Consider the following 17,376-nt stretch of genomic DNA (forward strand, 5'->3'; position numbering starts at 1 on the left):
CAGGCACTGCAGACCGGTTCTGGGACGTGCAGGGACACCCATCAGCCCGTCCCTACTTGCGACCAGCTACGTTTCTGCACGTCACCAGCCGCTCCCACCTGTCCCGGTTACGTGTCCCAGACGCACGTCCACCGCGACAGGCGGGACAGCCAACTGGACGTGGCCTCACCCGATCTCCGGCCGCCAGGCCGTCGTTAGTGCGCAACTCCCGCAGGCGACCGCAGACCTTCAGGAGATCGGTAGCGGCAGCTGCATGCCGCTGGAGCGCCGGCTCATTTGGGCTCGTGCTGGCTCGGACCGCTTGATCGTCCAGCTCGAGCCGTAGTGAACGACCACCAGTCCGTTCGTGCGGAGATAATCGGCTAGGGACGCGTCATCGCCCCTAGTGTCGTCGGGCAAGCGGGCTCGAAGACCCTCAAGTAGGTGGTCTTCCCTGACATAAGTGTTCTTCATCCCTGGACTCGGCTGGGCACTGGTGTGGCCGTGGCGACAACGGTAACCGGCCCTGCTATTCACACAATGCGCGTCGAACCGCCGACCGCACCGGCCGCACATCACCAACCCCGCCAACCGATAAATCCGCGTCCCTCCCCCTCGAGTCTTGCGGATCGCACGCATGCCCTGAACCGAATTGAATGTCGACTCATCAACCAATGCGGGATGCGCCAGCTCATTCAACATCACCCAATCCCGCTCCGCTATCCGCCCGCCAGCACCCCCAGCACGGCGCGCACCGCCAGATTTGTGGAGCGAACCGCGCCGATTCCACACCTGCACACCCGTATACCGCGGATTCTCCAGAATCCCCGCCACCGTGCGCGCAATCCACGCCCGCCCGGATCGATGCGCATTACGTACCCGGTCAGCACCAGAGGGGCACGGCACACCACGATCGTTAAGCTCCCGGGCTATCCCGGCAACACTGCGCCCCGCAAGCACGCTGCGTGAACATCCACCGCACCCACGGCGCTGTCACCGGATCCGGCTCCAACCGATGGAGCCGACGCCCCCACTGCGCGTGAACCCTATTCGGGTGCGGACCCGCGTCCGCGAGGCGATACCCATACGGCGGCCGTCCACCTAGAAACCGGCCCTGCGTACACACCTGAGCACGCATCGCCGCCAACACCCGATGCTGCGACTTCAACACCTCTCCCCGGGACTGCGAACCCAACAACACCATCAACGCCCGATGCTCCGGATCAGCCAAATCCACCGGCCCACCCGCCTCCGGCAACCACAACCCCACCCCACGCTCAGCCAGGAACGCCATCACCGCCTGAACCTGGTTCCCATAGAAGGCATGCTCATACTCCCCCACCACCACCGCATCAAAACCTCGATCCGGACTCCGCACCGCGTCCAGCAAGGCGGCCGCTTGGGGGCGCTTGGACCAGGACCAGCGGCGGGAGCAGCCTTCATCGAAGTACTCCGCCACGATCACCCCGCGGCCGGCGATCGTCTCCTCAGCCACCTCACGCTGCCACGCCAGCGACGTCTCCTGATCCTGAAACTCCTTGGTCGACATCCGCCCATAAAAAGCAAACCGCAACCCACCACCACACGCACCCACCGAACCACGCCGCCGACGACTCCCACCTCGCGCCAGCTGGTCACCTACCCCGTCCATGTGCACACCTCGCCTCCCAGATCACCGATCCACCAGACCTGGAACGCCCGCACACACCACCCATGACGCCACCACCAACGACACCACCCGAATAGCCGCACACCAGACCCCCACCAGCAGCCACCCAGGGCACCACAACACGCCGACAAACCCCACGACTCGACGCTCCTCACGCGAGGACATCAAACTCAAACCGAAAACCGTGTGCTAACTTCGATTCATGGAGATGAATCCCACGAACGGGGATTCCTCCCACTGGAAGGGGTTCAAGTCCCCCCTCGGACACGCACGCTAACCACACGCGGTGAGATCGTAGCTTCTACGACTCGCGCGTGTGGTTCGTATTTGAGGCGGAGTTGCAGGCTGTCGTAGAGCTGGTTCAGGCTCTCCGGCTTGCCATCCGCGAGGGCAGCCCTCACGTCACCGAGCGAATCGATCATGGCGTAGACCTCCCCGTCTTTCAGCGTCCGCGCCTCGGGTGTGCCGTCCAACTCTGCTTGCGCGGCGGACCGCTCGGCTTGTGCCGTGTTGATCGCGTCGACGAGCGCCGCCGGATCGGCTCCCGCTTCGACAGCGGATTGCAGGCGGTGCAGCCGCGTAGTGGAGTCGGTCAGCTTCTTCTTCAGCGCGTCCTTCGGGCCGGTCCGGTTGCTGGACTCGGCCTGAGAGCCGAGCAGTGCCGCGACGGTGCGATCGACGTTCGCCGGGGCGAACAGGTGTCCGATCCAGGTGTTGAGCGGTTCCAGCACGTCGGCTTCTCGCAGGTTCACCGTTCTCGGGTGATCGGCCAGTGCTTCAGAGCCGGGTGCGAGTGAGCGCGCCAGGCATCGGTAGTAGGTCTCGTGTTTGCGGATCATCGCGCCGTGCATCTTGCGGCCGCAGAACCCGCAGCGCGCCATTCCCCGCAGCAAGTACCGCCGGGTGCCCTTGTCGCGGGTCCGTTCCAGCTTCGCGATTCCTCGGTTGCCTCCCGCGGATCGCGATCGGCGGAGAAGCTGGGCTTGCGTGAACTCGTCCACGGACACGATCTCCGGGTGCGCCGGTGTGCGTGAGCGGACGATCCGGTCCGGGCTAGAACGGCGGAACCGCGTCACGTGTCCTGCGGCGACGTCATCGGGGTTGAGAAGGGTTTCGTGCTTCGTCCAGCGGCCGAAGATGGCGTAACCGGTGTACCGGGGATTTTCGAGGACGGCCCGCACGGTGCCAGCCTGCCAGCCGTCGGCGAGCCGGTGCCGGTTCTGGTCCGGCCGCTTCGCCGAGGGGCAAGGAATGCCGTCCCGGTTGAGTCCGTTGGCGATCGCCCGATCGCCCATGTCGTTGAGGTAGTCGCGGAAGATACGGCGTACGGCTTCGGCTGCTTCCTCATCGATCGCGAGCACCTTCAGACGGTAGCCCTCGGCCGCCTTACGCGGATTCGGGTGCGGTCCCCCATCGACAACCATGTAGCCGTAAGGCGCTCGGCCGCCCTGATGGCGCCCCTCGTTGAGGACCTGAGCATCCATCGCAGCCCGAACCCGTGCTTGCACGTGCTGGCGCTCGGACTCGCTCATGCCTCCGAGCACGCTCATGAGCATCTTGTGCGACGGGTTGCGGGTGTCGAACCTGCCGCCCAACTCCGGCACCCACAGATCCACCCCGTAGGCACCGAACTTCGGCGCGATCAACGAGAACTGGTTGCCGAACCAGCACCGGGTCCCTTCCCCGACCACTACGGCGTTCCAAGTCCGATTCGGGTCCTTCAGCGCGGCAAGGAGCTGGGAAGCGGCTTCACGGCGCTCCCACGGCACGGATCGGGACTGGCCCACGTCGAAGTACTCGGCGGCGACGACTCCGCCGAAGGGTTCGACGAACTTCTGAGCGTTGCCGAGCTGCCAGCCGTGCGAGGTCTCCGGGTCCTGGTTGTCCTCGGTAGAGCACCGCCCGTAGAACGCCACCGGGCCGATCCCGTCATCAACGGCTTCGGTGACCTCGACGCCAAGTAGTTCGTCCAGCACCGCCAACGGATGCGAGCCGATTTCATCAGTCAAGCTGTTCACCTCCCTCGGCCCCGTTCGGGGCCTTTGCGTCGGCCAGTTCAACCAGTATGACAAGTAGAGCGCGGCAGGTCTGCGGGGTTAGCTCCGGAAGTTCTGACGGGAAGTGGACGGTGATCCCGTCGCTCCTGTCGTCTGCGCTGCTCACGCCCCGTCGTCCTCCGTCTCCTCATCGGAGCCGATTTCATCAGCCGCAAAGCGCTGGATGGCCGCGCGTATCTCGGCGGTGAAGTAGCCGCGAACCCGCTTGGTCTCGCCGTCGTCGGCGGGAACCCGGTTGCGGGTCGGGCGGCATCCGAGGTCGCCCATCTGCTGAGCGAAGATGCCGGGAACCACGTCGAGCGCAGCGGTCAGTTCGCCGGACGGCACGAAGTCCCTTTCGTCGAGTTCCGAGCCGAGGTAGTGGCACACGGACGCCAGGGGTTCGGGCAGGTTCTCCGGGATCGGCGCGCGGGCGGTCCCCGCACCGAGTGCCTTCACCACTGCGGTTTCGTCGATCGCCCGGTGAGCGTCGTCGCCGTTGGCATGTCCTGTGAGCGTCCCCGTGGCTTCCCGCAATGCTCGGCCGCGCTGGCAGATGTTCCGCCACTCGGCGTTGAGCATGTAGTAGGTCCGCACGATCAGCGCCAACGTCTCCTCGCCCGCATCGGTGTCGCCGTCCGGGCGGAGGATGCCAACTCCCTTGTGATTGGTGAGCAGCGTCGAGGCGTCGAAACCTCGGGTGTTCATCTGCTCGCCGAGCACGATGTTGGAGTCCCGCCAATCCATCACCCGCAACGCGAACCGCGATCCGAGCACGGCCCGCAGACGGGACGGGATCGTGTTCGAGTCCGGCCGTTGCGTGGCGAGCACGACCACCACGCCGACCGCCGGCCCCTTTCGTGCGAGGTAGGTCAGCAGGTCCGCGATGTACCCGCCGAGCGTCGTCTTCCGCCCGCCTACGTCCTCGCGTTCCGGGTTCTCCAAGAACACCTGAACCTCATCGATGATCACAGCGGTGATCGGCATCGCAAGCGCTGAATCTCTAGATATGGCAGGGGTAATCTTCGACTCGGGGCAAACGTCATCGTCCAACTTGGACATACGGGAGTAGCGGCTCTGCACCTCGGCGACCAACTCGGCGAGGTGATCCCGAACAGCCGTCGCGTGCTCGATCTCGTCTCCGCAGACGAACCGGTGCGCCACAGCCTCGGCAGCCTCCCAGTCCTTCCCGCCCTTCCCATCGAAGACGTAGAGCCGGGTGTGCGGATCGAGGACCAGTCCGGCCGCCGGAACTCGAACCGCCGAAGTCTTGCCCTGCCGAGGGATAGCGCCGACGAGTAGCGAGGTCCACACCAACGGCAGGTCGACCTTCCGATTGCGCGCGTCCACTCCGAACGGGATCGGTCGCCATGCGTCCCACCACTCCGCTTCGAGCAGCGGGAACCGAACCGGCGGACCGGCGTACGGGTCCTCGTCAGCCACCCACAGGAAGACCCGACCGGCGTGCCCACCGCGACCGCGCACCCGCTCGACGACAAGCTGAACCTCGTCGACCGCCAACGCGGAGGCGAGCGCTTCCCGGTTCTTCACGACGTCGGCCGCCTTGCGAGTGGCCGGAAGGTCCACTGTGATCGCCCAGCCGTCGCCCGCACGCGACGCGCGCTCGACCAGACGCAGTGACTCGTCCTTGCCGACCAGCTTCGCGTCCCGGAAAGCGTCCACGAGAACTTGAGGTTCCATCGCCCACGCGAACGAACGCGGACCGGACAGCACCGCTTTGCGGCCCGGAGCGCCTTCCTTCCGGCGACCGGTGACGGCGAGAGCGACCGCCACAACGCCACCCGATCCCCACAGCGCCACCGTCCCGAAGCACAGGTCTGCGACGAGGAGCACCGAAGCCGTGAACAGCGCGACGGCACCCGTGAGCTTCCACCGGAACAAGGTGAGTTCACGGATCTCAATGAACTTGTCCGCCAACTTCTCGGACTGCTCGGCCGCTTCCCGGTAGTCCACGACGCGCACCCACCGGCGCCACGTCCGCACGGCCAGCACCAGGCCGCGCCACACCGCACCGACGAACGACTTCGGCGAGCCGAGCAGGAACAGCGCGACATCCACCGCGGCGTTCTTGGCGGCTTCCCGTGAACGCAGCCCCGCCGGAATGTGCGTGGAGCTTCGCCACCACCTCGCGAAGCGTCGCCAACGGCTCGGCTTCGGCACCGGCGAGACGTCATCGACGAGATCCGCCTCGAACACGTGCCGTTCGACGTGCCCGAAAGAGCCCGAACCTTCCTCCGTACTCATCCGCGCACCTCCTCGGCGAGCGTCGCGGCGAGCCGGGACGACAGCCCACGCGAGCAACCGGCGACCTCCCGAACCCAGGCAGGCGTGACGACCGTTCCAGGAGTCCACGCCGACCGGGCGCGGTCCAAGTACTCGTCGAAGCTCACCCGCCGCTTCGGACCGGCCTCCTCGTCCACGGCCGGAGCTGGGTGTTCATCGACGTTCACAGCCATCCCGCGTGCGGCTTCGCCGAGCTTGTCCCGGAGGTCGGTCACGGCCTCGGCGGCGACGAATACCACCAGCGGCGGGACCGAGTGCAGCACCGCCAGGGCCGCAGAAGCGTCCGCGAACGCCTGCCAGGTGTTCATGACATAGGTGGCCGCGAGCGTGAACCACTTCGCGCCGCGAACCCACCCACCGGTGCGGATGCCGTACCGGGCGGTGACCTGCTCGGCCCGGAGTACCGCGAGCAGCACTAGCGACACCATCGGATCGAGCAGCCACGCGGCCCACCAAGGCAGCGACCACACCGCGGCACCGGCAGCGGCGAAGCTCTGAACGTTGGTCATGGTGAACGCGAGCCCGAGCAGGATTCCCGTCCAGCACAACCGGTCCACTTGCGACCGGGTCCGCTCGATTGTCTCGACTTCGGGTGAGGCGGGCGGCTCGTGCCGCCCGCTCTCGGCATCCCGCCGGTTCATCGTCGGCCGCCCTTCCGGCGCGGTGTCTCGACGGTGACGGTCAACGCCTTGGTCACGGTGTAGGCGGCGAACAGCGCGGGGACCGCGAGCACCGTCCAGAGGAGCGCCCGGTTCTCGGCGTGGCTGATCACGATCCACTGCACGCCGACGATCACAGCCGCGCCGAGCAGCACGCGGCTCGCGAGCGACATCAGCCGTGTGCCGACCTGCGCAGCGTCGTGCGCTTTCCGTGCGGCCCGCGCGCTGGCCCGGCGTAGCGCGACCAGGGCGACGAGCACGGCGACGCCGATCAGGATCTCTACCGGGGTGAGTTGGGGCATCATGGTCAGTCACCTCCCTCGGCGCGTTCACCGCGCTGGAGCCAGTGCATGAGCAGGTCGCGCCGGTCGTCCTCGGGCAGTGCGCCGAAGACCCCAACGGTGTTCTCGCCAGCGGTGCGGAGTTCCAGTTCCAGGCACTCGTCCTGAACCGGGCAGCCCTCGCAGAGCCGGGCGGCAAGCTCCCGATCCGAGAACGGTTCCTCGGGCGGCTCGTCGTGCGGGTCGCTGGTCATGCAGCTGCCGTTGCGGCCGACGATCTCGGTGAGCGAGGCGGTCGGCACCCAGCGCAGCCGATCCAGCCGCCACGCGATCCCGATCAGCCGGAGGTCGTTGAACGGCGTGCTCATCGGCCACCCCCGGAACGAATCTCGGTGGGCTCGCCGAGCAGCCGCGTGAGGGCGCTGGCCGGAACGACGAGCCGACCGCGCCGCAGGACGGCGCGAAGGTGCCCGACGCGAACGGCGCGGGAGGCGGTCGCCGTCTCGACGCCGAGGATCGAAGCGGCTTGCCGAACCGTGTAGAAGGTCGAACGGTCGGCGGGACGAATAGCAGATCGCATCAAAAATCCCCTTGGATTACTGATTTCATCATTATGTTGATGAAATCAGCGCATGAATGGACGTGTTCGTTCGCCGTGCCGCGAAAAGCGCGGTGTCACGGGTGGAAGGAAGAGCGAGAACGGTTAACCTCGGCGCCGAGGCGGAGCGCGGAGGAATAGGTGTCGGAAGATTGGGCGTCAGTCGCCAAGGCCATAAACGAGCGCGTCAACGCGCTCGGATGGCGCCAACGGGAACTCGCGGACCGATCGCGCGTCTCGCAAGCGATCGTCAGGGAGATCCAGCACCACACGGTGGAGCGCCGGCGGAGCGCGCGAACGCTGGAGTCCCTGTCCACCACCCTCGGGTGGCACCCGCAGCACCTCGACGCCGTGCTGAACGGGCGCACACCACCTGAGCAGTCCGAAGACACCGGCCGCGGCGACTCGCTGGCGTCCAGGTTGGACGCCGTCGAGGACCGCCTGGCCGAGATCACCGAGCGCTTGGACGACTTGAAGACCGACCTGAGAACGGTGGCCGAGAATGTCCGCCCGAACCGGTAGCGGGAAATTCGCCGCCGTGGTGTTTTCCATGCCATTGATTTCATCTGGAATCGCCGCCGATCCCCATGCGGATTCGACGCACTTCCAGTGCATGAGCAGTGCGGAACCAGTGCACAACGGCTTTGCGAGGCGCTGAACGATGGACCTGACCAGCGGCTGGACGGGCGAGACCGCGTGCGCATTACAAGCGGCGTTAAGGCTCAGCAATGAGGGATTCGCCGAGCACCTCGGAATCGGTGTGCGCACCGTGGCCGGGTGGCATCAGAAACCGGACCTACGTCCGAAATCCGAGATGCAACAGCTCCTCGACACCGCGTTGGAGCAGGCTTCGGCTCAGGCGAAGGACTGCTTCGCCGCGCTCACCGCAAACTCGACGGAACAGGATGTCCGCAACGAACTGTCAGGCAGCGTCTCTGGCTTGGTCTTTCAGGTAGGGCAGCACGTCGGCGACACCCATGTGCACCAGCACTTCTCCTCGGATACGGGCTCGGCGGAGCGGGTCTCTGCGGTCACCGAAGCTGAGCGCCGGTTAAGCGCAGACCCGAACATCGGTGCGGCGCTGGACTGGGTCGACAACAGGGCTGGATGGGAACCTGGCACCGCGCGCAGGAAGACTGCGGCACGGTTAGCGGAGCTCGACGCGAGCTCTTTACAGGACCGAGGAAAACGCCGCGGGCGAGTGAATCAGCGCGACATCGCGCACGCACTTGCCGAGTACTACCGGGACCGTCCGGACACTCACGGGCTCTACAGCGCGCGGTACGGCGACCACGAGTCGGCGACGAGCATCCTCACCAGCTCGGATTGGCTCGATCTGAACGCGCCTCTCATCGCATCGCATGACCGGCTTCGAGCTTCGACTGCGGCTGACGCCGAACTGTCGTTGGACGAGGAAGCCGCCTCGCGTGCCATCGATCGGCTGGCGGAGACGCTGACGCTCGGAATCCGCATGGTCGACATGCCGCTATACCGGCTGCTTGGCGTCGACTTCGAAGGTGGGCGGGTCGGCGGGTCACTCGGGATGACGCGGTTCGTCGAGTACGCGCTGACGATGGATCTACTCGAAGCCGAGCTGGTCGACGCGCTCACCTCGGGCCAAGTGCCGGAACCGGGGGCGCTCTCGCTACGGGACCGCCACCTGCCCGACGTGGCATCGGTGTTGGACATGTCCGGGCGGCTCTGTTCCGGCGGCACGCTGGCCTTGTGCGCCTTCGCGCGCCCGGCGAGCCCACTCCGCGGTGAAGCCGACTACCTGTTGCTCGTTCAGGAGCGTTCGGGCCACGTCGTGAACGCCTCCCGACGCCTGGCCGTCACGCCGAAGGGCTTCCACCAACCGTTGACCGACGTGCGCGCCGATGCGCAGGTCGGCGCGACGCTGCGGCGCGAGATGGAAGAGGAGCTGTTCGGCCGCGACGAGATCGACAACACCGTGGGCGACCAACGCAAGGCCGACCCGATGCACCCGAGTCGTCTCTCCGAGCCGATGCGCTGGCTGCTCGATGAGCCCGGCCGACTGCGGACGGAGTGCACCGGTTTCGGCCTGAACCTGGTCAGCGGGAACTTCGAGTTCGCCGGGCTGATCGTCGTCGAAGACGAGGAGTTCTGGAACCGCTTCGGCGGGCAGATCGAAGCCAACTGGGAGACGGCGAACCTACGGCAGTACTCCAGCCTCGACGGCGAAGCGCTGGCCGACCTGGTGCGCGATGTAGCGTGGAGCAACGAAGGATTGTTCGCGCTGCTGCAAGGACTTCGGCGGCTCGCGAACCTTGGCGGCGAGCGGGTGGACCTGCCGGAAATCGGATGGGAGCTTCGGTAGTGGGCGACAACTGGTACAGCGGGAACGCCGCCGAAGACGGCAAGGAAACCCGCGGCTGGCTGCTCGGCCACTTCAGGCCCGAAGAGGACGTGCGTCACTCGACTGACGCCGAAGTGAAGTGGGGCATCCACGAGCCCGGCGAGGCGCGTACGGAGTGGGCATCTGACGCCGACCGCACGACGATGCTGCTTCTCGTCCAGGGGCGGTTCCGACTCGATCTCGCCGAAACCAGCATCACGCTGGAGAACCAGGGCGACTACGCGGTTTGGGGACCGGGCCACGAACACAAGTGGGAAGCGCTGACTGACGCGGTCGTGATCACCTTCCGCTGGCCGACGTCGTGAACTCGGCGTCCACTGTGGGCAGATCCAGGCGCGGATCATTGCTCTCGCCGAGCCTGCGAATTCCCTGAAGCAGCGCGAAAAGACCTTCGTTGCTCCACGCTTCGTCAGCGATCAGTTGGTTCAACAGCTCGCGGTCCAGTGTGGAGTAGAGCCGCAGCCCGGACGCCTCCCAGTTCGCCTCGATGTCGCCGCCGTACCGCCTCCAGAACTCCTCATCGTCGATGACGACGAGACTCGCGAACTCGTAGTTCCCGCTCACCAAGTTGAACCCGAACCCGGTGCACTCCCGACGCAGTCGGCCGGGCTCGTCGAGCAGCCAGCGCATCGGGTCCGAGAGCCGACTCCGGTGCATCGGAGCGGCCACGCGCGGCTCCCCCGACGTCCCATCGACCTCGGCCCGGCCGAACAGCTCCTCTTCGAGCTCTCGAAGTAGCGTCGAGCCGATCCGCGCTTCCGCACGAGCTTCCTTCAACGGCTGGTGGAACCCCTTCGGGATGACCGCGAGTCGTCCAGTCGCGTTGAGCACGTTCCCCGAACGCTCCTGGACGAGGAGCGCGAAGTCCGCCGGACCTCGGTACGGGTCGGCCGGTCGCGCGACCGCGCAGAGGGCCAAGACTCCGCCGACGCACTTCCGTGCGGATAGGTCAAGAACACCAGGGAGATCCGGTAGGTATGCGTCCCGGAGCGGTAACTCTCCCGGCCGAATCGATTGCCCCTGGCTGATGGCGTCCAGCAGCTCGCCTTCGAGGAGATCCGAGGTGAGCGCGTACTCGACGAAAGGCGCGAGGTTGAGCGAGCCGTTCACCGTGTCACCGGTGAAGTCGACATCGTGGAGACGGTAGAGCGGCGCGTTGATCATCCGCACGCCGAGCGCCGTGGCTTCGGCGAGTCGGTGAACCGCTCTCCGGGGGTCGATCGGGTTCGTCGCTGGGCTTGAGTGCTGCTCAGTCAGTGCTAGCGCATCACCTTCCGGTGTGAGCGGTGACGCGAGGTCGATCCAGTCCGGTCGTGTGAGAAGGCTGGTTCCGACCTCGCAGTCATCCACTCGGGCGCGGTGGATCGAGTATCCGTTGGCGAGGCTCCGCCCGTAGTACTCGGAAAGAGCTTCGGCGACTGCGTCCCGCCCGATGCGAGACCGCCGGGCGTTCCGGTCGAGCAGGTCACCCGCGCTCAGCCGGGACAGACGGGATCGAACCTTCCGCTTGGCGGTCCCGGGCGCCCACCCAGTGTGCTGATCGAGCCAATCGAAGGCGGAGAGAAGGTCACCGGACGCCTCGACTCCGTCCGCGGTCGGCGACTCGATCCCGGCCCCCGTGCTTGGCTCGGCGCTTGTCGGCTGCGGGGTCGATCGGTCGTCGCTGCGGGGTGCCGCTGTAGGGACTTCCGAGGCGACCGAGCGCGTTTCGGGCTCGCCGAGCAGCGTCTCAATGCTGTCGCCGAAGATTCGCTCCAACAACCTCGCCGTCGCTGGCCGCACCCTCCCCAGCGGCTTCCCGCGAGCCCCGCGCCCGGCGACGAGCCGTTGCAGGTGCCGCACCCCGAGCGTGCCCACCTCGCCGTGCTCGCGCGCGAACGCCTCGGCGTACTCGGCGAACTCCTCCAACGTCTGCCGCCGCTCGCGTATCCGCTGTTCGAGCACCGTCCGGTAGCTCCACACCGTCGATCCCCTCCCCGAAGAGGTCGCCTCGTGTCGTCCGCAAGTCGCCCCGAAGTCGTTCCGCCACGATTTCAGCAGCAACAAGCTGATTTCAGTCTGACACGGGCCGAACACCCACGGTCCACCGAGTCGTCCGGCGGCGAGCGCTCCGCCTCTCTTACGCCGCCGCCGGACCCACCGCGGGCGGAGCCGGCAAACCCCCGATCCCCGGTTCCGCCCGCGGCCCAACTTCGAGGAGAAGCCGCGTGTCCGAGACGATCCAGTGGTTCCAGTACAAGCCCGGCCTCGTCGGCGAAACCCAACGCGTTACCCACTGCACCCGCCACACCATCGGAGACCGAATCCGCTCTTGGTGCCGCCGTGAGTTCGACGTCTCCGCCGTCGAAGAGGCGGCAGAGCCCGGCGCAGAGCTAGGCCCCGGCCAAGTCGCGCCATGCGGACCGTGCGTTCCGTGTCTACTGCTCGCTACTGCTGCAACCGAGCAATCCCCGCCCCAGCCACCCGCCCGCGTCGCGCTCGCAGTCGAGCATCCATAACTAGCCATGTGCTGCCGATACGCGTGGATGACCAGCGTCCGCGAATCCCGCTGGCACCTGGTCCCGATGTCACGCGGCGGGCCGACTCCCGCCGCCGCGTGCGGGCACCGCCTGCACACCCCCGTTCACCGGCGGCTGGCCGAGACACCACCGCTCGGACTCGGACGTCTCGCGCGCACGCTCTGCGATGCCTGTCAGCACGCAGGTTGTTCGGAGGCGAAGCGCAACCGCGTCCGCGCAGCACCCGGGAAGTGGCCGGGACGCTGTCCTGTCCCACCAATGCTGTCTCGCCACAAGCCGCTGACGGCATCCACGGGACAGCAAGGACGACCAACGCACGCTGTCCCAAACCTCAAAACAGCAGTTCAGCCACATGAGGCAGCTGTCCCAGGCTTTGAAGCCCGAGCCGTTCGCGGGACACCACTGGGACGGCCGAAGGACACCTCACAAACCGCTGAAGCCGGGACCGTCGGCAACACGCACCGGCACAGGCGTTGACGCCCACTCATCCGACGGAAAGGGAGCAGAACCGTGGACGAGATCGACGAAGAGCAGCCAGCGATCGTTGGCCCCCCGATCCCGGTCAGAGTCCAGGCGGACTCCGTTGCGGCCGGTGTCGGCAACGAAACGACCGAGACGACCGACGGCTCAACGGAGGACTGACTCGGCCCAGACGCATCTGACTACTCGCCATCGCAGCTGTGCTCCACAACGCCAAGCCGGAGTGATTGATCCAATCGGGTTACCTCGCAGGTCCGCCACCCACGCTAATGATCTCGTGGGTATGGTCCCGACCTGGATCGACATCTGGAGGGATGCCCGCTTGGTTTATGGAGACCGAGACTTCATGCGAGTGCATGAAGACGCCGCGCCGTCGGTGATCGGAGCCGAGCACATGGCGACGCTGGATGGTGACGACGATGTGCCCGAGACTGCGTACGTCCCGGCCGCGCGAGTGACCAAGCGGGACGCTGAGGTGACCTTGGAACTACGGCAGACCGCTTCGGGAGATCGCGCGTTGCTGGCGTTCACGTCGCTCAAAGAGTTGGTCGAAGGATGCGGTGACGGACAGGCGTGGGTCGCGGTCCGCGGCTGGCAGGTCGAGGGCTTGCGGGAGAAGTCCGGGGCCGATGTGATCCTGTGGGATGCGGCGCTACCGATCGAGGAGCGCCAGGCGAGGTTCCAGGAGGGCAACCGGTGAGCGGCAGCGAAGTCGACCCCGCAGTCCTGGACGGGCTCGCCAGCAAGCTGCGCAACGCCAGCGCAGACATGGAAGGCGCGGCGACGGCGCCGCCGGAACCTCAGGCTGGTGTGGTCACAGGCGCGATCATGGGCGCGCTGGCCCAGCTGACCGAGGCGCTGGGCAATGTCACCACCGGCGCAGGCGCAGCAGGAGACTCCGTCGCAGATAGCCGCGTCGTGTACGTGGACACCGACTATGAGCAGGCGGCTGCCTTCCACGCGCAGGAGCTCCAGGCTGAGCAGCCGCGCTGAGAATCTTCGAGGGGGAACACCGCAGTGGGACTGGATACCAAGGTCGAGGGCGATCCTGAAAGCCTGACGGCCACGTGCGACTGGCTACGTGAGCAAGCCGAAGGAAGTTCCGCGACCGCGGACCAGGTGCACTCGGTCCGCGGTGAGTCCGAAGCCGGGTGGGGTGAGTCCGCCGGAGAAGCGTTCCGCAACCTCATGACCCAATTCGGGCGCATGACCGACGACGTCACCGGCGCACTGAACGACACGTGCGGAGCGCTGGAGACGCACAGCGACGACTTACGGACCGTCCGAACCAAGATGCAGCAGGCTCGCGACGTAGCCGCGGCAGGCGGTCTGGAGATCAAGGGCTACGAGATCCAAGAACCTGGTCCTGCTCCTGCGAATCCGACTCCGCTGCCGACGGACAAGCCAGCAACCCCGCAGCAGAAGCAGGACCACGGCGCGGCGGTCCAAGCTCAGGGAGCTTTCGAGAAGAAGGCGCAGGCTTACGCTCAGGCTTCGCAGATCGTGAAGGATGCCCGCAAGACGGAATCCGACTCCCAACACGTCTTGATCCGCTTCCTGTCCGGCGCCCTGGATCCGGCGAAGCTCTCGCTGACCCTGGCCGACATGTCAACGGGCATGGCCGGTGCGGTCGCGGTGCGCACCACCAAGTTCCGCGCCTTTGCCGAGGAAGCCATCACCAAAGCCGAACGCGCAGCGCACCTCACCACAAGCCAAAACCTCAGCCTCTCCAACCGCACACAAGCAGCGCGAATTCAGATCACCAACGAACTCGCCGCGAAAGACGCGATGGACAACGCGATGGCTTCGCGCGCGGCACGCGTCATCGACCGGTTCCCGCCGAAGGTCCAATCGGCCATCCGCGGGATGGACGCGAAACTGGTTCCGAAAGCACCGAAGTCCGGAAGCCCCGTACTCAAAGGCGCTGGAAAAATAGCGTCGAAACTACCGTGGCTCGGACTGGGGATCACCACTTTCGGAGTGGGTCTAGATATTAATAACGGAAAAGACCCCACCCAAGCCGCGGTCAGTGGCGGCTCCTCGTTCGTTTCTGGTGCCGTCGTCGGCGCTGCAATCGGTGGTCCTGTCGGCGTTGTCGTCGGCGGCGTTGTCGGAATTGGCGTCGGTTTCGTCGTCGACGAAATATGGCCGGACTAGGCTGACGCAGCGCCATTCCATGTCGAGAGGTTGAAGTTGCCTGAGATCGCACCAAAACCAGACCCGCGCACCGGCGAACCTCGCCCACCGCGCGCGCCGGTCTCAGCTGATTACAGCGGTGATGTGAAGAACGCCCCAGGACGAGCCCGATACCCGTCAGCCCCCGAGGGACGCGGGCCAGTGCTTGAGTGGCACCAAGGCCGCGTATCGACATCGATCTTGTCGGGCCTCCTGATGTCGGTGATCCTCATCGCCTTCGGAACGTTGCGAGACTGGGGAATCGGCTGGATGAGCACATGGTGGCTGTGGCTCTTCGTCATCTGGCCACCATTCGTCTTCTACTTCATCGGCAGAAGCGTCGGTATATCCGCAGGATCCGACTGGTTCGCAGTCAAAAACGGCTACGTCGACACTTACGAACTGGCCAAGGTCAAGGTAGTCGGCACCAGCGGCGGCCTCGCATGGGACCTGGAGCTCAAGGACAAAAGCGGAAACGAGCTCTCGATCAACCTACGAGAGATCCAGACTAACCGTAACCTCTGGGATCTCGTCTACAACGGAATTGTCCACTCGGTGCAGCGAGGCAGCGCCAAAACCAACCCGCACGCCTTGGATAAGCTGAGTCTTCGGTAGGCCTTGCTGATCCAGCAAGGCCTCAACCGGGACAGCTAGCGGTGCAGCGACCAGCACGATCGTCGAACACGTGAGGAACCTAGCCCCCACGCTCCCTCAAAACCGTCGCCTGCTAGCCTTTCTACGTCTCCGTAGAGGCACTGACGGCGTCGCTCACCCGGCACTTGGGCGACCCAAGCCGCTGAAGAGCCGACTCCACTGGCCCACTACGGGAGAAACCGCTTGGATTGGCGCCTTTTGCGGGCGCCAATAAGTCGATCATGGCTGATTTCTTCCTGCCGAGCCGGGCGGTGGTGAAGGAGGAGTGCAGTCGTGAGTCTCGAAGATCTGATCGAGCTGCGTCATATATTCACCGGCGAAAGCTGGGAGCAAGCGCGTCAAATCATTCGGCGAAACACCACACCTCAGCAAATGAGGGCGGCGTTGGCAGCGCACCGCCACCGCCAGTCAGTCGCGCATAGGATTTCAGCAGATCGCAGTGTGACTGACTCAAACCTGCGTACGTGTCTCCTCCCAGACGCAGCTTCTCTTTCGCAGCGCTTATTGGAAACTTCACTACTCCTAGCAGTTCACGACTGCCAGGGAAGCATTTTGCGCGAACCTTATCGAGGCCACAAGGTGTTCAGCGCGGTCAGTCCTCGGCGTGATGTTCTCATGGTGGACCTAGCCGAGGAGGTCCTCGAACGCTTTTTGCGGGCCTTGCTTCCGCCACTAACACCGTGGCCGAGTAGCCCTGGAGTCCCAGGGCTACGTTTCGTCCCCACACGTCGTCATCTACGCATGCATCTCCTCAATCAAAAAAATGAACTTACTGATGCGTGTGTGATTATTCGCAATGTCAACGCTAGCACATGGAAACAAATCTGGCCTGAAATCAGGCGCTCTTTCTCAGGGGAAGATTGCATTGATCCGATCCTGGGCAACACACAACGCCTAAGCCCCGGAGAACGAGAAGATTTCGACTTCCACAGGTCACAATGCGGCCCCGTCGCATTGGGAAGCATGATGCTGCGCCGCATAGGCCTCCTGAAAGATTCATTCGCCGTCGACACTTGGGAAGGAAACGGCGGCACAGTCATCAATGTCGAGATTCACGACGGCCCATCCGTATATTCCATTCTCGACAGTCTAGCCCATCCTATTTTTGGAATTATCGACGACGCATTCGTACTCGCTAACGGAACTCAGATCGATACGGGTATGGGCCACGCACGGATAGTTGACTACAAACCTACGCCAAGTAGATTCGCCGGAGATGCTCGAATTCTTCCTACCACAGGGCGACATCCCGCATTACTGTTGCGAACTCTGCCTGATACTACGACGGCGCCGCGGGAAAGCGGAACGGTTCCAGCTATTACGGCACCGGAGGTTTGGAAATGACCTCACGCGCACCTCGGTCGACCAATAATTCATTAACCTTGACCGAACTCATTGACAAAGTACTGGGCTGCGATAGCCGAACGCGGCGAGCGAGATCACTAATGCTGGCTGCCTCTGCCTGTGCCGCTTTCCTAATTGCAAGCACTGGCGTGCTATTTGCTCTTGCTTTTGCCTTGGGCACCTCAAGAGCGCTTGGCGCGACCGGAACACTGATCGCCATTACTGGCTTCATCCTGGCACGACTAAAGATGCGATTCTCCTCATCACGGTAATTTCCTAAACATTCGACACGTCACCTAGC

General features: G+C 65.1%; 18 protein-coding genes. 9 read left to right on the forward strand and 9 right to left on the reverse strand.

The genetic code is table 11. The features are described 5' to 3' along the window. Window positions 1–228: 228 nt before the first annotated feature. The 8 genes from ACWD38_RS10800 to ACWD38_RS10835 form a co-directional block, all read right to left on the reverse strand. Window positions 229–939 carry a recombinase family protein gene (locus ACWD38_RS10800; protein ID WP_450123949.1) on the reverse strand — a complete coding sequence of 237 codons (711 nt, stop codon included), beginning with the start codon at window positions 937–939 and terminating at the stop codon, window positions 229–231. Next, window positions 896–1,528 (reverse strand): recombinase family protein, encoded by a 633-nt coding sequence (locus tag ACWD38_RS10805; protein WP_450123950.1) that lies wholly within the window; start codon window positions 1,526–1,528, stop codon window positions 896–898. The genes ACWD38_RS10800 and ACWD38_RS10805 overlap by 44 nt, the downstream gene beginning before the upstream one ends. A gap of 368 nt (window positions 1,529–1,896) precedes the next feature. Continuing rightward, entirely contained in the window at window positions 1,897–3,666 is a 1,770-nt protein-coding gene (locus tag ACWD38_RS10810; RefSeq protein ID WP_425503552.1) for a recombinase family protein, read from the reverse strand. A 141-nt stretch (window positions 3,667–3,807) separates the two neighbouring features. Continuing rightward, on the reverse strand, window positions 3,808–5,949 hold the full coding sequence (locus tag ACWD38_RS10815) for an FtsK/SpoIIIE domain-containing protein (RefSeq protein WP_184479575.1): 2,142 nt from the start codon (window positions 5,947–5,949) through the stop codon (window positions 3,808–3,810). Beyond that, window positions 5,946–6,629, reverse strand: coding sequence for a hypothetical protein (locus tag ACWD38_RS10820; RefSeq protein ID WP_246456824.1), 684 nt, complete (start codon window positions 6,627–6,629; stop codon window positions 5,946–5,948). Before ACWD38_RS10820 ends, ACWD38_RS10815 begins: the two co-directional genes overlap by 4 nt. Next, window positions 6,626–6,952: a hypothetical protein gene (locus ACWD38_RS10825; RefSeq protein ID WP_450123951.1), complete on the reverse strand. Its 327-nt coding sequence runs from the start codon at window positions 6,950–6,952 to the stop codon at window positions 6,626–6,628. Before ACWD38_RS10825 ends, ACWD38_RS10820 begins: the two co-directional genes overlap by 4 nt. 2 nt (window positions 6,953–6,954) lie before the next feature. Beyond that, a complete protein-coding gene (locus ACWD38_RS10830) occupies window positions 6,955–7,296 on the reverse strand; it encodes a WhiB family transcriptional regulator (RefSeq protein ID WP_184479577.1) in 342 nt (113 codons plus the stop codon). Continuing rightward, on the reverse strand, window positions 7,293–7,508 hold the full coding sequence (locus tag ACWD38_RS10835) for a helix-turn-helix domain-containing protein (protein ID WP_184479578.1): 216 nt from the start codon (window positions 7,506–7,508) through the stop codon (window positions 7,293–7,295). The genes ACWD38_RS10830 and ACWD38_RS10835 overlap by 4 nt, the downstream gene beginning before the upstream one ends. Before the next feature lie 291 nt (window positions 7,509–7,799). Here ACWD38_RS10835 and ACWD38_RS10840 point away from each other — a divergent pair, with 291 nt between their 5' ends. The 3 genes from ACWD38_RS10840 to ACWD38_RS10850 all read left to right on the forward strand — a co-directional run bounded on the left by ACWD38_RS10840 (window position 7,800) and on the right by ACWD38_RS10850 (window position 10,208). After that, window positions 7,800–8,048 (forward strand): hypothetical protein, encoded by a 249-nt coding sequence (locus ACWD38_RS10840; RefSeq protein WP_425503553.1) that lies wholly within the window; start codon window positions 7,800–7,802, stop codon window positions 8,046–8,048. Between the two features lie 139 nt (window positions 8,049–8,187). Beyond that, window positions 8,188–9,864 (forward strand): transcriptional regulator, encoded by a 1,677-nt coding sequence (locus ACWD38_RS10845; RefSeq protein WP_450123952.1) that lies wholly within the window; start codon window positions 8,188–8,190, stop codon window positions 9,862–9,864. Then, window positions 9,864–10,208: a signal peptidase I gene (locus ACWD38_RS10850; protein ID WP_184479581.1), complete on the forward strand. Its 345-nt coding sequence runs from the start codon at window positions 9,864–9,866 to the stop codon at window positions 10,206–10,208. Before ACWD38_RS10845 ends, ACWD38_RS10850 begins: the two co-directional genes overlap by 1 nt. On the opposite strand, the gene ACWD38_RS10855 is transcribed toward ACWD38_RS10850, so the two are convergent. Beyond that, window positions 10,183–11,946, reverse strand: coding sequence for a transcriptional regulator (locus tag ACWD38_RS10855; protein WP_450123953.1), 1,764 nt, complete (start codon window positions 11,944–11,946; stop codon window positions 10,183–10,185). The genes ACWD38_RS10850 and ACWD38_RS10855 overlap by 26 nt on opposite strands. 986 nt (window positions 11,947–12,932) lie before the next feature. On the opposite strand from ACWD38_RS10855, the gene ACWD38_RS10860 reads away from it, so the two are divergent. The 6 genes from ACWD38_RS10860 (at window position 12,933) to ACWD38_RS10885 (ending at window position 17,075) form a co-directional block, all read left to right on the forward strand. After that, window positions 12,933–13,064, forward strand: coding sequence for a hypothetical protein (locus tag ACWD38_RS10860; protein ID WP_450123954.1), 132 nt, complete (start codon window positions 12,933–12,935; stop codon window positions 13,062–13,064). 184 nt (window positions 13,065–13,248) lie between these two features. Next, the gene (locus ACWD38_RS10865) at window positions 13,249–13,602 is read left to right on the forward strand and encodes an SAV_915 family protein (RefSeq protein ID WP_184479584.1); all 354 of its coding nucleotides are present in this window, start codon (window positions 13,249–13,251) and stop codon (window positions 13,600–13,602) included. Continuing rightward, on the forward strand, window positions 13,599–13,895 hold the full coding sequence (locus ACWD38_RS10870) for a hypothetical protein (RefSeq protein WP_450123955.1): 297 nt from the start codon (window positions 13,599–13,601) through the stop codon (window positions 13,893–13,895). The genes ACWD38_RS10865 and ACWD38_RS10870 overlap by 4 nt, the downstream gene beginning before the upstream one ends. Before the next feature lie 24 nt (window positions 13,896–13,919). Beyond that, entirely contained in the window at window positions 13,920–15,059 is a 1,140-nt protein-coding gene (locus ACWD38_RS10875; protein ID WP_450123956.1) for a WXG100 family type VII secretion target, read from the forward strand. Window positions 15,060–15,095: 36 nt separating this feature from the next. Next, a complete protein-coding gene (locus ACWD38_RS10880) occupies window positions 15,096–15,692 on the forward strand; it encodes a hypothetical protein (protein ID WP_450123957.1) in 597 nt (198 codons plus the stop codon). Window positions 15,693–16,004: 312 nt separating this feature from the next. After that, window positions 16,005–17,075, forward strand: a complete 1,071-nt coding sequence (locus ACWD38_RS10885) for a hypothetical protein (protein WP_450123958.1) — start codon at window positions 16,005–16,007, stop codon at window positions 17,073–17,075. Window positions 17,076–17,376: the final 301 nt, after the last annotated feature.

This window comes from Saccharopolyspora sp. NPDC002578, assembly GCF_053592695.1.